At 54.7% G+C, this 17831-nt stretch carries 17 protein-coding genes; all 17 read left to right on the top strand.

The genetic code is table 11. The features are described from left to right. Window positions 1-52 precede the first annotated feature (52 nt). The 17 genes from AC0KXH_RS10345 to AC0KXH_RS10265 all read left to right on the top strand — a co-directional run bounded on the left by AC0KXH_RS10345 (window position 53) and on the right by AC0KXH_RS10265 (window position 17827). On the top strand, window positions 53-652 hold the full coding sequence (locus AC0KXH_RS10345) for a hypothetical protein (protein WP_439931630.1): 600 nt from the start codon (window positions 53-55) through the stop codon (window positions 650-652). A gap of 69 nt (window positions 653-721) precedes the next feature. Next, window positions 722-1486: a hypothetical protein gene (locus AC0KXH_RS10340; RefSeq protein ID WP_439931631.1), complete on the top strand. Its 765-nt coding sequence runs from the start codon at window positions 722-724 to the stop codon at window positions 1484-1486. A gap of 13 nt (window positions 1487-1499) precedes the next feature. Further along, the gene (locus AC0KXH_RS10335; RefSeq protein WP_439931632.1) at window positions 1500-2567 is read left to right on the top strand and encodes an EpsG family protein; all 1068 of its coding nucleotides are present in this window, start codon (window positions 1500-1502) and stop codon (window positions 2565-2567) included. A 123-nt stretch (window positions 2568-2690) separates the two neighbouring features. Next, window positions 2691-4496, top strand: coding sequence for an ABC transporter ATP-binding protein (locus AC0KXH_RS10330; protein WP_488223347.1), 1806 nt, complete (start codon window positions 2691-2693; stop codon window positions 4494-4496). A gap of 14 nt (window positions 4497-4510) precedes the next feature. After that, window positions 4511-5509 carry a UDP-N-acetylglucosamine 4,6-dehydratase (inverting) gene (pseB, locus tag AC0KXH_RS10325; RefSeq protein ID WP_439931634.1) on the top strand — a complete coding sequence of 333 codons (999 nt, stop codon included), beginning with the start codon at window positions 4511-4513 and terminating at the stop codon, window positions 5507-5509. A 3-nt stretch (window positions 5510-5512) separates the two neighbouring features. Further along, on the top strand, window positions 5513-6670 hold the full coding sequence (gene pseC, locus AC0KXH_RS10320; RefSeq protein ID WP_439931635.1) for a UDP-4-amino-4,6-dideoxy-N-acetyl-beta-L-altrosamine transaminase: 1158 nt from the start codon (window positions 5513-5515) through the stop codon (window positions 6668-6670). An 82-nt stretch (window positions 6671-6752) separates the two neighbouring features. Next, entirely contained in the window at window positions 6753-7844 is a 1092-nt protein-coding gene (locus AC0KXH_RS10315; protein ID WP_488223346.1) for a polysaccharide pyruvyl transferase family protein, read from the top strand. A 10-nt stretch (window positions 7845-7854) separates the two neighbouring features. Further along, complete coding sequence (gene pseF, locus AC0KXH_RS10310; RefSeq protein ID WP_439931637.1) at window positions 7855-8559, top strand: pseudaminic acid cytidylyltransferase; 705 nt, start codon at window positions 7855-7857, stop codon at window positions 8557-8559. Beyond that, window positions 8559-9668, top strand: a complete 1110-nt coding sequence (gene pseG, locus AC0KXH_RS10305) for a UDP-2,4-diacetamido-2,4,6-trideoxy-beta-L-altropyranose hydrolase (RefSeq protein ID WP_439931638.1) — start codon at window positions 8559-8561, stop codon at window positions 9666-9668. Before pseF ends, pseG begins: the two co-directional genes overlap by 1 nt. Window positions 9669-9702: 34 nt before the next feature. Next, complete coding sequence (gene pseH / locus AC0KXH_RS10300; RefSeq protein WP_439931659.1) at window positions 9703-10185, top strand: UDP-4-amino-4,6-dideoxy-N-acetyl-beta-L-altrosamine N-acetyltransferase; 483 nt, start codon at window positions 9703-9705, stop codon at window positions 10183-10185. An 11-nt stretch (window positions 10186-10196) separates the two neighbouring features. Continuing rightward, window positions 10197-11252, top strand: coding sequence for a pseudaminic acid synthase (gene pseI / locus AC0KXH_RS10295; protein ID WP_439931639.1), 1056 nt, complete (start codon window positions 10197-10199; stop codon window positions 11250-11252). Window positions 11253-11294: 42 nt separating this feature from the next. Then, the gene (locus tag AC0KXH_RS10290) at window positions 11295-12275 is read left to right on the top strand and encodes a hypothetical protein (protein WP_439931640.1); all 981 of its coding nucleotides are present in this window, start codon (window positions 11295-11297) and stop codon (window positions 12273-12275) included. After that, on the top strand, window positions 12265-13347 hold the full coding sequence (locus AC0KXH_RS10285; RefSeq protein ID WP_439931641.1) for a glycosyltransferase family 4 protein: 1083 nt from the start codon (window positions 12265-12267) through the stop codon (window positions 13345-13347). Before AC0KXH_RS10290 ends, AC0KXH_RS10285 begins: the two co-directional genes overlap by 11 nt. Further along, entirely contained in the window at window positions 13344-14492 is a 1149-nt protein-coding gene (locus tag AC0KXH_RS10280; RefSeq protein WP_439931642.1) for a glycosyltransferase, read from the top strand. Before AC0KXH_RS10285 ends, AC0KXH_RS10280 begins: the two co-directional genes overlap by 4 nt. 202 nt (window positions 14493-14694) lie before the next feature. Continuing rightward, on the top strand, window positions 14695-15660 hold the full coding sequence (locus AC0KXH_RS10275) for a glycosyltransferase family 4 protein (protein ID WP_439931643.1): 966 nt from the start codon (window positions 14695-14697) through the stop codon (window positions 15658-15660). Then, window positions 15644-16447 (top strand): glycosyltransferase family 2 protein, encoded by an 804-nt coding sequence (locus tag AC0KXH_RS10270; protein ID WP_488223345.1) that lies wholly within the window; start codon window positions 15644-15646, stop codon window positions 16445-16447. The genes AC0KXH_RS10275 and AC0KXH_RS10270 overlap by 17 nt, the downstream gene beginning before the upstream one ends. Before the next feature lie 36 nt (window positions 16448-16483). Continuing rightward, window positions 16484-17827, top strand: a complete 1344-nt coding sequence (locus tag AC0KXH_RS10265) for a UDP-glucose dehydrogenase family protein (RefSeq protein WP_439931645.1) — start codon at window positions 16484-16486, stop codon at window positions 17825-17827. Window positions 17828-17831: the final 4 nt, after the last annotated feature.

Below are 17831 nucleotides of genomic sequence, written 5' to 3'. Positions count from 1 at the left end.
TCCTATTTTGCGATGCCGCTCACAAAGCAAGGTTAAAGGAACCAACCAGCCGATGCCCTTCATTATTGAAAGTAGTTATGAAGACCGCCAGCACGAGAACCGTCGCACGCAGCGGCATCGCTTGGAGCGCCTTATCGAGCAAAAGCTCCGCGACAGCGGCATAGTACTGATCTCCGCATTTTGCATCGTTCGAACCCAAGAACTTCTGTATAAGCTGGAAGAGATCATTCGGGTCAAGCTGAACAGGTCGCCTGCCCCAGCTGGAGCGAGCTTGGTCATGAAGAACGTGTCTAATCACGAGCTCGAAGGAGCAGACTGGCTAAAACGTCCCATCATCCTCGACTCGCCGCTGGCCAGCGGCTTCACAGTCTATCGGAAAGTCCTGCACTTCTGGAATCAAGACTCCCTCAAACGTGTAAAGTTCAGCTATCGCCCGTTGGATTTCGAGCGGCTGATCATCTTCTGTAGCCACGCCGGCCACCTGCGAATGGCCGAGCGCACATTACTTGCCGCTCGTCCAGCCAACGTGATTGCCGGCCACGGCATTTGCTCAAGTGGCAGGATTGCTAACTTGAAAGCCATGCTGGGCGATTTAAAGCATAAGTGCTATTCGTCGTTTGTCAGGCTCGGGGCATGGCAGGCCACACGATAGTTTCCGGCTATTCCGCTCATGCTAATCAGAAGGGATTAGCTAGTTTCTTGACTGGAATGCGAGCTGCCGGTGGAAACGGACAATGCGCTTCACGAGGCGAAAGGGGGGAGTGAAAGCTCAATGGAGGGGAACCAAGGAAACCAAATCGTGTTTGATGGTTTCTTCAAGTTATCGGAAGTGGTGGCGATTCTATGGGCCGGTAAAGAACTGCTTTTTTGTTTTCTGGTCGTCTCTGCGGTTATCTCAGGGTTGTATGTCGCTTCGATTGAGGGCGCTTACAAGGCTAGCGCCATTATTTCGCCTGTTTCGATCGGTGAAGTAAAAGGCATTGTCACGGTCGGCCTGGCTTCGGATGGAAGTCTGCCCCCACTATCCGTCTCCGAAGGCTTGGAAGCGGCTGAGGGCATGTTTGATCTGATGGCTTTAAATTTGTCTAGGCTAAGTGTACAAAACGAGATCGATGCTGCCAGATTCAATGTGCTTATAAGTCCGGTACGGCTCGCATCCAATAGATTCACTGGAAGGGTAGAGGTGATAAGTTTCTCTAATTCGCCAAAAAAAGCGAAAGACAACCTAAGAGCGTTGCTCGAGCTGGCTAAGCAGGAAACGATTTCGGATCTTGAAAGGTTCTACAGAGGCTTTGGTGCAGAAGTCTCAGCAAAAGATCTATCCTTTTACAGAATTGAAACCCTCGATTTTCAGGAGCAAGAGGGGGGTGTTGAAAAAATCCTAATTGTGGCTTTTTCTCTTGTTGTGGGTTTTGGGGGCGCGTCTTTTTTATTGTTAGCCAGAGAAGCTCGGTTGGTTCGCAACAGACAGTTAAAACTGCATTGATAGTGAAATACTGATGGCTGTTTGGTTGCTTTTTGCATTGATAAGTTCGGTTGCGGGGGTCGGCCTGTTCTCCAGGGAGCTGGATCGGCGCGCAGTTGTAGTTTTTTTCCTTAGTATTTTCGCCGTGGTTGCGTTTCGATATGCTACGGTGGACTATTTCAGTTATTGGCAGTTATATGACGCAATCGATAGTTCAGGTTCGTTCGATAGTTGGGCTTTTAATGTCCCAGGTTTGCGTAGCATAGAGCCAGGCTTTGCTTTAATGGTAGTGCTGGAAAAATCAATCTTTGGGACGTTCTTTAGCTTTGTCGCGTTGTTTTCGGCGGTTGCGATAGGGTTAAAGCTTTGGGCTATTAGTGAAATGTCTCCTCTGATTGGGGTTTCAGTACTTGTCTATTTGAGTGAGCTGTTCTGGAAGGAAATTGGACAGGTAAGAAATGCATTTGCCGCCGGAATTTTTCTGTGTGGGGTGTTTTATTTATGTGAAGGGAAAGTCTGGCGATACGTTGGGTTGATGGTTGTCGCCTCCATGTTTCACTTGATAGCGTTTTTTGCTATTCCATTTTTGCTCGTAAGGAAGCTAAGGTTACGGGCTCTTGCTTTTCTTTTATGCTTTTCTTTGTTGTGCGCTGTGATGGGAGGGGCGGGCTGGTTACTCCCAGAACTCGCAACGTCGCTAGGCGTGTCAAATAGTGCCCGAATCATCACCTATGCCTCTTCAGAGCATGCCAATGCAGTAAATGTTTTCGGTGGTGGGATTTTAATGAAGCTGTTTTTTGCCTTTTTCGCGATTTTTTATTATGAAAAGCTTATCGGTCTGAGTGTCTATAATAAATTGGTTATACATCTATACCTGGCAGGGTTGTCGTTTGTTCTTTTGTTTCATGATTACGGAATAATTTCCTTAAGAGTTAATGAGCTTATTTGCGCGCCCTTGTTGCTGATATTGGTGCCGTCTTGTATTTTGTTATTTTGCGCTGGTAGGCGGATATTCATTTTTTTGGCGATCCTGATGTACTGTAGTGCTTTCTTTTATCTGAAGTACGAGCGAGCGCTGCCCTATCGAACTATATTCGGGTGACGTTGTGAGCTGTCCGTATTATTGTGGTTTTGTTTTTTTTTGATCACCTCTCGCACGATTCGGGTGTTCATCTGATATCAGCTGGCGTGTTGGTATTGGCAGCTACCGAATGTTGAGGTTGTAATGTTTGAAGTCTACAAAAAATTGAACGCTCTCTTTAATCAGCAAGAACGCCGTAAGGTTGCGTTGCTTTTCCTGTTGATGCTGGGTGCCGCGCTGGTCGAGGTGGTTGGTGTGGCCTCCGTTATGCCGTTCGTGGCTGTATTGTCGAACCCTGCGGTAGTGGAAACGAATCCATACCTGGCTGCCCTGTATCAATGGTCGGGTATGCAGCAACCTCGTACGTTCATGGTCATACTCGGCACTGTCGTGCTGGTGGTGTTCGTCACCAGCCTGGCTTTGAAAGCATTGACCGCGTACTGCGTGCTGCGTTTTTCTAGTATGCGGGCGCACGCCTTTTCATACCGGCTGCTAGCCGGTTACATGGCCAAGCCGTATATATTTTTCCTCGGGCGCAATACGGCAGACTTGAGCAAGGCTCTGTTTTCGGAAGTGCAGGAGGTGATCAACGGGGTCCTGCTACCGGCGCTCAAGATGACCTCGGGCTGCATCGTAGCGGTACTGGTCATCACCTTGCTGTTTGTCGTCGAGCCAGTGCTAACACTGGTCGTAGGCGCGGTGCTCGGTGGGAGTTTCTTTTGCGTATATGTACTAAGTCGACGGTTGCTGAAACGTCTGGGCCAGCAGCGCGTCGAGGCCAACAGGCAACGGTTCGTCCTCGCCAATGAAGCGCTCAACGGAAACAAGGAGCTCCGGCTGCTAGGCCGCGAGCGCTCATATCTGGAGCGCTTCGAAAAAGCTTCCTTCGCTTACGCGTCTCATCAGTCAGCGAGCAAGGCCTTGGGCGATGTCCCTCAGTACGCCATCCAGGCCATCGCATTTGGCGGCGTTCTGGTGTTGGTGCTTTATCTAATGGCGCAGTACGGTGGTCTACAGCAGGCCATGCCGATGATCGCCTTGTATGCGTTTGCTGGTTATCGCCTGTTGCCCGCCTTTCAGGAAATATTCAAGAACAGTACCCAATTGCGCTTTTATCACGCGGCGCTGGACAGCCTGCATGCTGATCTGTTCAGCGTTCCGCAGGCCTCCACCGAGGACGCCAAGGTTGCTTTTGACGCCGGGATGGAACGGCTCCGTGGCGATGTCGAGTTGTGTCAGGTCACTTTCCATTATCCTGATGTGGATCGGCCTGTCATTGAAGACCTCAGCCTAAAAATCGCATCCGGAAGCTGCGTCGCTTTCGTTGGTAGTACCGGGGCGGGCAAAAGCACAGTAGTTGATCTGATTCTCGGGTTACTGGATCCTACAGCGGGTGAAGTTCGTGTAGCCGGACGCGCCCTCAATGTAGAAAGCGTGTCTGCTTGGCAGCGTAATATTGGCTACGTCCCACAGAGCATTTATCTCGCGGATGCAACCGTCGCGGAGAACATCGCCTTCGGTATTCCGTACCATGAGATCGACCAAGCAGCTGTCGAGCGCGCCGCCCAAGCGGCACATATTCATGAATTTATAAGTGCTCACCTTCCCGAGGGATATCGCACCGGGATCGGCGAGCGGGGTATTCGCTTGTCTGGTGGGCAGCGCCAGCGGATAGGCATTGCTAGAGCGTTATACCATGATCCCGACGTAGTAGTATTCGACGAAGCCACCAGCGCGTTGGATAATGCGACGGAAGCCGCAGTCATGGAGGCGGTCAATGAGCTGGCGGGGAGCAAGACGGTCATTCTTATTGCGCACCGTCTGAGTACGGTGAAGCGCTGCGATACGATCTATATGCTGAATCTCGGGCGCCTGAGCGGTATGGGCAGCTACGATGAACTTATTAAAACGAACGAGGCATTCAATCGTATGGCCTCGGGTAACGCCTGATTTGGAGTATTCACGTGTTAACAGATAAGACCATCTTGGTCACTGGCGGTACCGGCTCGTTCGGTAATACGTTCGTGCCGATGACCCTGGCCAAATACAACCCCAGGAAGGTAATTATCTTTTCCCGCGATGAAATGAAGCAATGGGAAATGGCCAAGAAATTTGTTGGCGATGACCGGGTGCGCTTCTTCATCGGCGATGTACGAGACAAGGATCGCCTATACCGTGCTTTGGATGGCGTCGATTACGTGGTGCATGCCGCTGCAACCAAGATCGTGCCGACTGCCGAATACAACCCCTTCGAGTGCATCAAGACCAATATCGACGGCGCGATGAACCTGATCGATGCCTGCATCGACCGTGGCGTGAAGCGGGTCGTGGCGCTATCCACTGACAAGGCCAGCAGCCCTATCAACTTGTACGGTGCGACCAAGCTCGCTTCGGACAAGCTGTTCGTCGCTGGCAACTCCTATACCGGTGGGCACGAAACGCGCTTCGCAGTGGTGCGCTATGGCAATGTAATGGGCTCGCGTGGCTCGGTGATCCCTTTCTTCATGTCGATCCGCGACAAGGGCGTGCTCCCTATTACCGACCCACGCATGACCCGTTTCATGATCTCTCTCGAGCAGGGCGTGGAACTGGTGTGGCACGCCTTCGATGACATGGAGGGTGGTGAGATCTACGTGAAGAAGATCCCGTCCATGAAGGTGACCGACCTCGCCCGGGTCGTCGCGCCGGAAGCGCGGCAGGAGGTCGTTGGGATCCGACCTGGCGAGAAACTGCACGAGCAGATGATCAGCGTCGAGGATGCCTACTTCACCTATGAATACCCGGAGCACTTCAAGATCCTGCCCACCATCCATGGCTGGGCGACTTGCCCCAAGCGGATCAAGGCTGGTAAACGGGTGCCGGAAGGCTTCGTCTATTCCAGCGACAATAACCGGGAGTGGATGAGCGATTCCGAACTGCAGGCGTGGATCGAAACCAACCGGGAAAAGATCGGGAGTATCTAAGCGATGATTCCGTATGGCCGGCAGGACATCACCGAGGCGGACATCGAGGCTGTCGTGGAGGTCCTTCGCTCCGACTTCCTCACCCAAGGGCCTGTCGTGCCCCGGTTCGAAGAGTCTGTCGCCCGGCATGTAGGCGCCAGGCATGCGGTCGCCGTCAACAGCGCCACCTCGGCGCTGCACATCGCCTGCCTGTCACTGGGACTTGGCCCGGGCGATTACCTGTGGACCAGCCCGATCACCTTCGTCGCTTCGGCCAACTGCGCCCTGTATTGCGGAGCGAGCGTCGACTTCGTGGATATCGACCCGCGAACCTACAACCTCTCACCCGTGGCGCTGGAAGCCAAGCTGATCGAGGCGGAAAAGGCGGGCAAACTGCCAAAGATCGTCGTCCCGGTGCACCTGTGCGGCCAATCGTGCGAAATGGAGGCGATCCATGCACTAAGCCAGCGCTATGGCTTCCGCATCATCGAAGACGCATCGCACGCCATCGGCGGCAAGTACCAAGGCCAATACGTCGGTAACTGCCGGTACAGCGACATCACGGTGTTCAGCTTCCATCCCGTCAAGATCATCACCACCGCCGAAGGCGGAATGGCCATGACCAACGACCCGGCGCTGGCCGAGCGTATGGAGCTGCTGCGCAGTCATGGCATCACGCGCGATCCCGCGCAGATGACGCACGACAGCGATGGTCCCTGGTATTACCAGCAGATCGATTTGGGCTTCAATTACAGGATGACCGAATTGCAAGCTGCCTTGGGCATCGCCCAGATGAAACGCCTCGACCAGTACGTTGCTCGCAGACACCAGTTGGCCCAGCGGTATAACTCCCTGCTGGACGGCCTGCCGGTTACCGCGCCTTGGCAGCACCCGGACAGCTATTCCGGTTTGCACCTGTACGTTATCCGCCTTCAACTGAACAAAATCACCAAAACTCATCGGCAGGTGTTCGAAGCGCTGCGTGAGCAAGGCATCGGCGTCAATCTGCACTACATACCGGTCCACACCCAGCCCTACTACCAGCGCATGGGTTTCGAGCCCGGTGATTGGCCTAACGCGGAGCGTTACTACGCCGAGGCCATCAGTTTCCCAATTTTTCCCGCCTTAAGTGATGCGCAGCAAGCCAACGTTGTGCGTGCACTTGTGCGAAGTGCGCGATGATTTTTACGCGTTTTAAATATAGTTATCGTAGCTGGCTCTCTTCGTTCTGATTGGGCAGGGTTTCGTAAGGGTTTATTTGCGCATGAAGATAGTAATAGTCACAACCTATCCCGAGCATGGGTCGAGGAATATCGGTGATTATCTCATTACTGCTTGTTTGAAAAGGTCTATTGCCCGCCTTTTTCGGCATGCTGAGTTTGCTGTGGTGTGGCGAGCGGATGCTTGGGAGAAGGTTTCTTCTATTGTTTTGGGGGCCGATCATGTTTTTTTTGCCTGTTTGGCGATCAGGCGGAACATGCATAAAGTCGAGTACCCTTATTTGAATGATGTGGCCAGGTCAGGCGTACCGTTTTCAGTGATTTCCGCAGGGACGGACTTGGAAGTCAGCAGCTCGTCCATTTACTCAGGTTTCAGTGATGAAACAGTTCGATTGCTTCGCGAGGTTAACGATAAATCGAAAGTATTTACTACAAGGGGGTCGTTAACTCAAACACTTTGTATGAGGATAGGGCTTGATCGCGCTGAGTTTTCCGGTGATATCGCTTTTTTCTCAGATTCATCCTGTTCCGCTAGCTTTGAGCGGGCTAGGCCAATCCGGAGGATTGTGGTTTCAGATCCGCATCGCCCAAAAGTGTATATGCCTGCGTTGTCTACTCTCGTACGGGGTCTGCAAGATCTATTTCCTGATGCTGGTATAACAATTGCGCAACATGGCGTTGGTCTGGCTGTAGAGGAGTTTTGCAAAGCTAACTCCGTGGGCAGTGCTCAAATATATAAGAATCCGGAAAGCGGTCTCGACATCTATGAGGATGCCGATATGCACGTGGGGTTTAGGGTTCATGCTCACGTATCTGCATTGAAGCGAGGCAAGTACTCGTATTTGCTTGAGCAGGACGGGAGAGGGTGTGACTACGGGCTTACTTTGGGTAGAAAGGTGAGTGTCCCAAATTATTCATTTGGTGCTCCGGTTCGCAGCGTAAAGAGTGGGTTGAAAATGCTATTTCAGGGTGATTTTTTAAGAAAGCCCACCGCTTCAGTGGCGCCAGCGCTTCAATTGCTAAGCTTGATAAGTAGCGATCGCGAAAACGGGTTTGAGAGGTTTATGGGGTTTGATAAAGAAATAAAGTCGTATAGCGAAATGGCGGAGCGGGCCATCTTGCGGGCTTTAAGTTGAGCCGTGCTATATGAAACTCTGCCTTATTCCCGCTCGTGGCGGCAGCAAGCGTATCCCGCGCAAGAATATCAAGCCGTTCTGCGACAAGCCGATGATTGGCTGGTCGATCGAGGCTGCGCTGCAGAGTGGCTGCTTCGATCAGGTCGTCGTCTCCACCGATGATGAAGAGATCGCTAAGGTGGCTCGCCAGTACGGCGCCGTCGTGCCCTTCATGCGTCCGCCAGAACTGTCCGATGACCACACCGGTACCATCCCGGTGATTTGTCATGCCATCGACTGGTTCATCCAGCAGGGCCTTTCGGTGGAGCACGCTTGCTGTCTATACGCTACGGCCCCGTTTGTGAAGATCGAAGACTTGCGACGTGGTCTGGAAATCCTCGAAGAGAGCGACTGCGACTACGCCTTCTCAGTAACCAGTTACGCGTTCCCCATCCAGCGTGCTGTCCGCATAAATGGCGAAGGCCGCGTGGAAATGCTCAACCCCGCGCACTTCAATACACGCTCGCAAGACTTGGAAGAGGCGTTCCACGACGCCGGCCAGTTCTATTGGGGACGCGCTGACGCCTGGCTGCAGAGCAGGTTGATCTTCAGCCCGGGTTCGTTGCCGGTGGTACTGCCCCGTCACCGTGTACAGGACATCGACACGCCAGAGGACTGGGCGCAGGCAGAGTGGCTGTTCAAGGCCATGCAGGCGCACGAAGGTCGAGATCACTGATGAACGTCGTCTTCCGCGCTGATGCCTCCTTGCATATTGGTACCGGTCACGTTATGCGTTGCCTGACCCTTGCCGAGGCCCTGGCCGCTCAAGGCGCGGCCTGCCGGTTCATCTGTCGCGAGCATGCCGGCAATCTGATTGAGTTGATCCGGACCAAGGGCTATATCTGCCACGCCCTGCCATCCGTGGCGTTGCCGGAAGTGGCGCTAAATGCGCCTGAGCCAGCCAATGAAAAAGCACTAAGCCACGCCCACTGGCTTGGCGCAACCCAGCAGCAGGATGCTGAAGCCTGCGCTCGACTCTTGAGCGAGATACAGCCCGACTGGCTTGTTGTCGATCACTATGCGCTGGATGCTCGCTGGGAACATGACCTTAAGCCCCATTACGGTCGGTTGATGGTTATCGATGACTTGGCTGATCGGCCACATCGATGCGACCTGCTCCTCGACCAAACGTTTGGCCGCGCTAGCGAGGATTATCGCCCATGGGTGCCAACGGATTGTCGACTGCTGTGCGGCTCGCAATACGCTTTGTTGAGACCGGAGTTTGCGGCACTGCGCCGCTATAGCCTTCAGCGCCGTTCTCCGCCAGAGCTGCGCCGACTACTGATCACCATGGGGGGCGTCGACAAGGGCAATGCCACCAGCCAGGTGCTGGAGGCGCTTCGCTCCTGTCCGCTTCCCGCGGATTGCAAGGTTACGATCGTAATGGGAGCGACTGCTCCTTGGCTTGCTGACGTTGAGCGTATCGCCCAAGGCTTCCCCTGGCCCACTCAGGTTAAGGTCGGTGTGAGCGATATGGCGCAACTGATGGCCGACAGTGATCTGGTGATTGGTGCAGCAGGCGCCACTTCCTGGGAGCGCTGTTGCCTCGGCGTTCCAGCGATCATGCTAGTGCTAGCGAAGAACCAGCAGCAGGTTGCTAAAGGTCTGGAAGACGCTGGTGCCGCACTGATCGTCGGGGAGGGTCAGCCTATCGCAGACTCCATCCCCAGGTTGTTGCTGCGAATAGCTGGTAATTTCAACGCTCTCCAGACCATGAGCCAGGCTGCCATGCAAATCGTAGATGGCCATGGCGTAGGTGCTGTGATCAAGAAAATGGAGAGCTGACGTGAAGCAATTACCTTGCCAGCGAATACGACCCATGAGCCCGGTCGATCTCGAGTGCGTATTAGCTTGGCGCAATCACCCGGAGGTCCGCCGCTACATGTATACCCGGCATGAGATCACGCTTGAAGAGCATGCCGGGTGGTTTGAGAGGGCTTCGAAAGACCCCGGCCGGCACCTGCTGATTTTCGAAGACGGGGAAGTCCCGCTTGGCTTTATTAATCTCCAACAGATAGCGCCCGGTGGGATAGCTGAATGGGGCTTCTACGCAGCGCCGGATGCTCCAAAAGGGACCGGCCGTCAACTAGGTCGGGTTGCGCTTCGATACGCTTTCGACGAAGTTGGCTTCCACAAGCTCTGCGGCCAAGCCTTAGCTTTTAACGAGCGATCAATCCGCTTCCACCGAAGCATGGGCTTCCGAGAGGAAGGCGTCCTGCGTCAACAGCATTTCGATGGTCAGCATCACCACGATGTGGTGTGCTTCGGCTTGCTAGCCGGCGAATGGCAACCGAGCGATTGAGAGATAACCGCATGTCGAACATTCCGAGCATCCATATTGCAGGACGCCGCATCGCGGCTGACGCTCCTCCTTACATCATTGCCGAACTCTCCGCCAACCATAATGGCCGGCTAGAGACGGCGCTGAAAATTATCGAAGAAGCCAAGAAGGCCGGCGCCGACGCTGTCAAGCTGCAGACCTATACTGCGGACACTATTACGTTGAACTGTGACTCCGAGGAGTTTCAGATCCATGGTGGGCTTTGGGACGGCAAAAGCCTTTACCAGCTTTACCAAGAAGCCCATATGCCTTGGGAGTGGCATAAGCCGCTCTTCGAGCACGCCCGCAAGCACGAGATCACCATCTTTAGTTCGCCGTTTGACAATACAGCCGTCGACCTACTGGAGAACCTCAACGCTCCAGCCTACAAGATTGCGTCCTTCGAGGCGGTTGATCTACCGCTGATTAAATATGCGGCCAGTACCGGCAAGCCAATTGTCATTTCGACAGGCATGGCTGATGCGGAAGAAATTCAAGAAGCGATTGACGCGGCTCGGGAAGGCGGTTGCAAGGAGCTGGCTATCCTTCACTGTGTGAGTGGCTATCCTGCGCCAGCAGCGGATTATAATCTACGGACGATTTGGGATATGTGTGAGCGCTTTGGGTTAGTAACCGGGCTTTCCGACCACACGCTAGACAACACTACAGCGCTTGTTAGCGTTGCAATGGGGGCGTCGATTATTGAAAAGCATTTCACTCTAGACAGGCAGGGTGGAGGGCCAGATGACAGTTTTTCGTTGGAGCCCGATGAGTTGGAAAAACTTTGTCGCGGGGCGCTGACGGCTTGGGAGGCGCTAGGCTGTGTTGATTATGGCCAGAAAGCTAGTGAGTCGGTTAATGTTAAGTTCAGGCGATCTCTATATTTTGTGAAGGATATTAAAGCTGGCGATATTGTCACGCCTGATTATGTCAAAAGTGTTAGGCCTGGATACGGTCTGCCGCCTAAGTATCTGGATAAGGTAATTGGTAAGCGAGCCATCATCGATGTAAGTGCTAATAGTCCGGTTAGCTGGAAGGTGCTTGCTTAGTGATCTCCTTTTTGTGATTTTGCTGTGGCGGTGGTGGATGGTGTGAATAAGTTCTTCATATACTTATTTGGTGCGTCTATAGAGGCGCTGTCTGGGCTTTGCCTTGGGCGTAGAGGCCTTTGGTTTGCTCTTCTGATCTACTTTAAGATGCGCGCTGCTGACCCTGTTGGTGCTAAAAGCTTCCTCGTTGAGACTCGACGCTCTATCAGAGCTGTACGGCGTTATAAAAAGCTTCGTCCGCGCTTTGTTGAGGCTAGAGGAGGGGATAAGCGCTCTCTGTTCCTGCTAGGGAGCGGGCCTAGCATCAATGAACTCTCAAAAGAGCAGTGGGCTGAAATTCGTTCAGGGCATTCATGGGCATTCAATTTTTTTATGGTGCACGCGCATGTTCCGAACCGTTTTTATTTCCAGACGCCTTACAAAAGGCCTGATCTCGATCAGCTGATGGCTAGTCTGTTGGAGACTCGGCTAGTGGAATATGAACGTGTCGAGTTCTTTGCGCGGGGAGATGCGGTTAACAGGGAAATATTTGAGCAGATGTCGGTAGGACGCTTGCTGATGAGCGTTGACAGGCCAGTTTACTTTATGGAGGAGGCTTTTGTGCCCAGCTACTCCAAGATTCCTCCAAGCGAGTTGATTGGGTGGCTAATGGATTATGGTTTTTTTGAAGAGGACTCTGATCTGCCCGTTCCGAAGTTTGGCTCGACAATCTGCCTGATGGTTGCTCATGCCATAAGACAAGGGTACAAGACGCTTGTCCTATGCGGTATCGATATGAATGATAGGGGGCATTTCTATGACGTTGAGTCTTATGTTAATGCTTTCCCAGGTTTATCTTTGATTCGCTCTTCGGCAGGTGTCGGTGCACACCCGCATGGGGCATCTACGGAGCGTCCGTATGGCGTAAGGGATTATTTGGTAGCCTTGCGAGCCTTGGTCCGCGGGCTAGGTGGAGATATCTACGTCGCCAGTAGAACAAGCGCTCTCTATCCTGAATTCGAGTGTTATAGCTTTGCCCAATAACATCTGTATTGTTATCAATTCCTTGTCTGGCGGTGGTGCTGAGCGCGTCGTGGCAAATCTCTGCGCTTATCTGGTGACCAAAGGGAAGCGTGTGACGTTAGTCACGTTGCATTCGACAGATGATTCTTACCCGCTCGCCGAGGCGGTCAATCGAGTCTCCGTAAATGCTCAAGCCGCCCGCGGCTCCGGTTTTATGAAGGCTATTTCCGCTGTGCGTAGTGTGCTTAAGGACATCAAGCCTGATTATGTGCTCGGGATGATGACTGTTCCCAGCTTGGTTTGTCTTTTTGCTGCTGTTGGGCTGCCCGTTCGGGTGGTTATTTCTGAGCGTAATCACCCCCCTCGAAAAAAAGCCCCGCTGCGATGGCGCCTGCTGCGTTGGCTCAGCTATAGGTTTAGCTACGCCTCGGTGGTGCTGGCGAACCAGACGGCCTCTTGGATGGTCGCCCGAGGGTGTAGGAATGTGCATGTCATACCTGTCTCTGTCGACTTGCCACTGCCAATCATGGCGCCGATGGTTGCGGTTGCAGATTTAATTAGTCCACATGATTTCGTCTTTCTGGCCGTAGGAAGATTGCACCCTCAAAAAGGGTTTGATTTATTAATTGAGGCTTTCTCAAAAGCTTTGCCGAGCTGCCCCGAGGCGAAACTGGTTTTATTGGGAGAGGGGGCGGAGAGGGCTAAGCTGTCGCACCTGGCGAGAGAGCTTTCAGTCTCTGAGCGGGTGCTCATGCCTGGCCGCGCGGGAAATATAGGTGACTGGTACTCGCGGGCCGATGTCTTTGTTTTTAGTTCTCGCTATGAAGGTTTCGGGAACGCCCTGGTCGAGGCTTGTGCCAGCGGCTGCGCATCTATCAGCTTCGATTGCGAGGTCGGACCTGCCGAGGTAATCGTCGATGGTCAGAGTGGGCTGCTCGTGCCGCCGGAAGACGTTAACAAGCTTGCAGATGCTATGAGCAGCCTCGCGCGGGACAGTTCATTGAGGGCGCGTCTAGCCCAGCAAGCCCGAGCGATAGGGGAAAATTACGCGGGGGATAGGGTTCTCAGACGCTGGATGGATGTGTTTCGATGACTAGCGCCAATATGCAGCTTGCCCAACCTGGCCGGCGGTTAGCCTTTTACTTGCCTTCCCTTTCGGGAGGCGGTGCTGAGCGCGTGATTGTGATTCTGGCCAATCAGTTAGCCGCCGACGGCTATTTGGTTGACTTGTTGTTGGCGAAAAAAGAGGGCCCCTACCTCGCTGAAGTGTATTCCAAGGTAAACGTCCTTGAGGTCGGCGGTGGTCGCGTGCTGGCAAGCGTTCTGCCGCTGGTACGCTATATACGTTCGGAACGTCCTGCTGCGCTTCTGTCTTCGCTGATGCATGCTAACGTTATTGCAGCCTTGGCGTGCTGGATGTCGGCAGTTCCTTTGCGTTTCATTATTCGTGAGGCAAATACTGTTGGCGTCTCGGGCCAGTCGAGAGGGCTAAAGTCCCGTATAAAAATGCTCCTTGCGACCTTCGCTTATCGACGGGCGGATTTGTTAGTAGGCGTGTCAGACGGTTCCCTCGAGGCGCTTCGTAATTGTTTTGAGTTGCCTGGCTCTATGCGGTCCAAGGTGATTCTTAATCCAGTGGTAGGTAATGACCTTTACGTTCGTCAAACGGAGGCGTGCTTTCCCGCATGGCCTTGGGCTGACTGCTGCCCGGTAGTTCTAGGGGTGGGGCGTCTGGTTCCCCAGAAGGGGTTTTCCGTGTTGCTGCGCGCTTTTGCCGAAGTAAGGCGGCGTGTGCCCTGTCACCTCATAATCCTTGGGGAGGGGCCTGACCGCGTGGCGCTTGGTGCCGAGGCGCTCGCGCTGGGTGTAGAAGCGGATGTATGGATGCCCGGTTTCACCGCCAATCCCTTCCCGCATATGCGCAAGGCCAGCGTCTATGTACTGTCTTCACGGTGGGAAGGGTTGCCTAATACTCTTATCCAGGCAATGGCGTGTGGGGCCCCGGTGGTGGCCACACGCTGTCCCAGCGGTCCAGATGAAATTCTAGAAAATGGGCTATGGGGCCGATTGGTTCCGGTCGACGATGTAGATTCGATGGCCGAGGCAATCGTCGAAGTGTTGAGGCAGCCACCGGTAGCTCCCCCTGCGTCTGTGCTGGCCCGGTATGAGGTGAGGCATATTGCGCGGCAGTATCTGGCGGCCATGCTTGGAGAGCCGGAGGGTGGGGCCGTTGAGTAAGGATACGTCGTTGCGCATTGCTTATGTACTCATGCTTTTTCCCGCGCCGTCGGAAACATTTGCTCGCCGCGATATCGATGCGCTCCGTTCTCTCGGTCACGAGCTGGTGCCACTGTCCGTGTATCGTGCCCAGGGGGCTTCGCGGCTGCGGTACTGGGGTGAGTGTTTGCGAGCGCTGTTATACAGTCCAGGACCAGTCGCAGTGTTTCAGCTGTTGGTGCGGCTGCTGTTCTCTCCTGGCTGGCGTCCGCTTGAGCGGCTCAAGTGCATCGCGCTGCTGCCTGCTGCCGCCCGGGTGGCCGGCGAGTTGAGCCGTGTACAACCGGATGTAGTACATCTGTTCTGGGGGCACTACCCTGCGCTGGTGACGTTGCTAGTTAGGCCATTGCTTCCGCACTCACGGTTCAGCCTGTTCCTTGGCGCTTATGACCTTGAGCTCAGGCTGCCCGTGTCTCGGTGGGCGGCTGAACTTTCCGAAGTCTGTTTTACCCATGCGCACGTAAACATTCCTCAAATGAAGGCTCTCGTGGGAGACAGAAACGTTCATGTTGTTCACCGCGGGATCGACCTCTCTGGCTACCCCTCGGTCGATGCTCTCCGGTTCTCCCGGCGGCCCCGGCGCATATTCACGGCGGGCCGTCTCATTCCGGAGAAGGGTTTCGATAAAGTAATTCATCAGTTCGCGGACGTCATGAATCAGTATCCCGAGGCTGAGCTGGTGATTGCTGGAGCGGGCCCCGATCTGGAGCGCCTGGGCACCCTTGTACAGTCGCTGGGGTTGTCCGGACGCGTCTCCTTCCCCGGCTGGTTGTCGGAAGCTGAAGTCCGTGAGCAGCTGCTCGCCAGTCGCGTTTTCGTTTTGCTTTCATCCAAGCCGGGGGAGCGTCTACCCAACGTGGTAAAGGAGGCCATGGCAGCAGGCTGTGTCGCTATTGCCAGCCACTCGCCGGGAATCGATGAGCTAATCCAATACGGGGTGGACGGCTTCATATGTGACGTAGACGACGGCGAGGCGATCCAGGCGGCGATTGGCTATGGCTTCGCAAATGATCAGGCCGCATCGCTAAGTAGGGCTGCCGCGTCGAAGATCCGCGATGCTTTTGATGTTGAGTACGCGGCCCGACGTTACGCTGATTGCTGGAGCAAATTAATTGAACACGATTGCTGAGTCCCGGTCACCTGAGGTCTCGGTCATCATGCCTGCTCACAACGCCGAGCAGTTCATTTGCGAGTCCATCGATAGCGTCATCGCACAAACCTTCACTGATTGGGAGCTGATTGTGGTCGACGACGCTTCTGGCGACCGCACGGTGGAGCTGTTGCATCAACGGTACGAAACCGACTCACGTGTTTCGGTAGTCGTCTTGGAGGAGAACGGTGGAGCCGCAGTGGCGCGCAACACGGCGATCCAGTATGCCAGGGGGCGCTTCATCGCCTTTCTTGACTGCGATGACCTCTGGCTCCCTGACAAACTCTCGGTACAACTCGACTACATGAAGCGTCACCAAGTGCCTTTTACGTTTACGCGCTACGAGAAAGTCACGCCAGACGGGGAGTTGATCGGCGTTGTGGGCGTTCCGGAGTCGACCAGCTACGCCAGGATGCTAAAAACCTCGGTGGTAGGTTGTTCAACGGCAATGTACGACACAAGTTATTTCGGCAAGGTCTACATGCCGGTCATCCGAATGCGGCAGGACTTCGGTCTGTGGTTGGCTTTGCTGAAACGGGTAGATCGGGCTACCGGCATTCAGCGCGTGCTGGTGCGCTACCGGGTGCGCCCCGGCTCAATCTCGTCGAACAAGCGGAATGCTGCGGTTTTCACCTGGCGAATCTACCGCGAGGTCGAGAAATTACCTCTAGTTCGCGCCTGGTGGTTTTTTGCCAACTACGCGGTTCGAGGCTATCTGCGGCACCGCTTTCCCTCGCTGGCGCGTAGAATAGGCGTTCTCGATTGAAAAGGCCGATCCCTCGGCTGGTTTTATGGATTACATATGAAGATCACTGTATTTGGAACAGGCTACGTTGGCCTTGTCACTGGTACCTGCCTCGCCGATGTCGGCCACCAAGTCATGTGCGTTGACGTGGATCAGGCAAAGATCGAAGGCCTGAAGAACGGCGTGCTCCCAATATTCGAGCCGGGCCTCGAGCCCATGGTTAAAGGCAATTTCGCCGAGGGCCGTCTGCGCTTCACCACCGATGCCGCCGAAGGCGTTGCATTCGGGGAGCTGCAGTTCATTGCCGTCGGTACGCCGCCGGACGAAGACGGCTCGGCGGACCTGAAATACGTGCTGGCAGTCGCCCGCACGATTGCGCAGCACATGACCAGCCGCAAGGTGGTGGTCGACAAATCCACCGTGCCGGTCGGCACAGCCGATCGCGTGCGCGCTGCGATGGCGGCGGTGCTTGCCGAGCGGCAGGTGGAGGTGCCGTTCGATGTGTGCTCCAACCCCGAGTTTCTGAAGGAAGGCGCGGCTATCCAGGACTTCACTCAGGGTGCGCGGATTGTCGTCGGGACAGATTCGGACCATGTTCGGGCACGCATGCGTGAGTGCTATGCGCCCTACAGCCGTAATCACGACAAGCTGGTGTTCATGGACGTGCGCTCGGCGGAGCTGACCAAGTATGCGGCCAATGCCATGCTGGCGACCAAGATCAGCTTCATGAACGAGATGGCGCAACTGGCCGAGCGGCTGGGTGCCGACATTGAGCAGGTTCGGCTAGGCATCGGCTCGGATCCGCGGATCGGCTTCCAGTTCATCTACCCCGGTTGTGGCTACGGTGGCTCCTGTTTCCCCAAGGATGTCCAGGCGCTGGCGCGCACCGCAGCGGAAGTAGGCTATGAGGCAGAGCTGCTTAAGGCGGTCGAGGCGGTGAACAACCGTCAGAAGAGCATCCTATTCGATAAGCTCCACAAGGCGTTCGATAGCGACTTGCGCGGCAAGACCATTGCCGTCTGGGGGCTGGCGTTCAAGCCCAACACGGATGACATGCGCGAAGCGCCGAGCCGGGTGCTAATGGAGTCACTCTGGGCCTGCGGCGCGAAGGTTCAGGCCTATGACCCGGAAGCCATGCACGAAACGGCGCGAATCTACGGTAAACGTGACGACCTGCGTTTGGTTAGCAGCCGAGATGAAGCCGTGGAAGGCGCCGATGCCCTGGTGATATGCACTGAGTGGAAGCAGTTTCGCGCTGTCGACTTCGAGTGGCTTAGGACGCATCTCGGTAGCCCAGTGCTCGTCGACGGGCGCAACATGTTCGACCCGCAACAGGTCAAGGCGGCTGGGCTCATGTACTACGCGGTCGGTCGGGCCGATTCGTTGAATCCGGTTCGGTAGGCCG

This window comes from Stutzerimonas sp. CXK-1, assembly GCF_057738225.1.
Note: the sequence above shows the minus strand (reverse complement) of the source record. Positions and strands in the feature narration are given on the sequence as shown.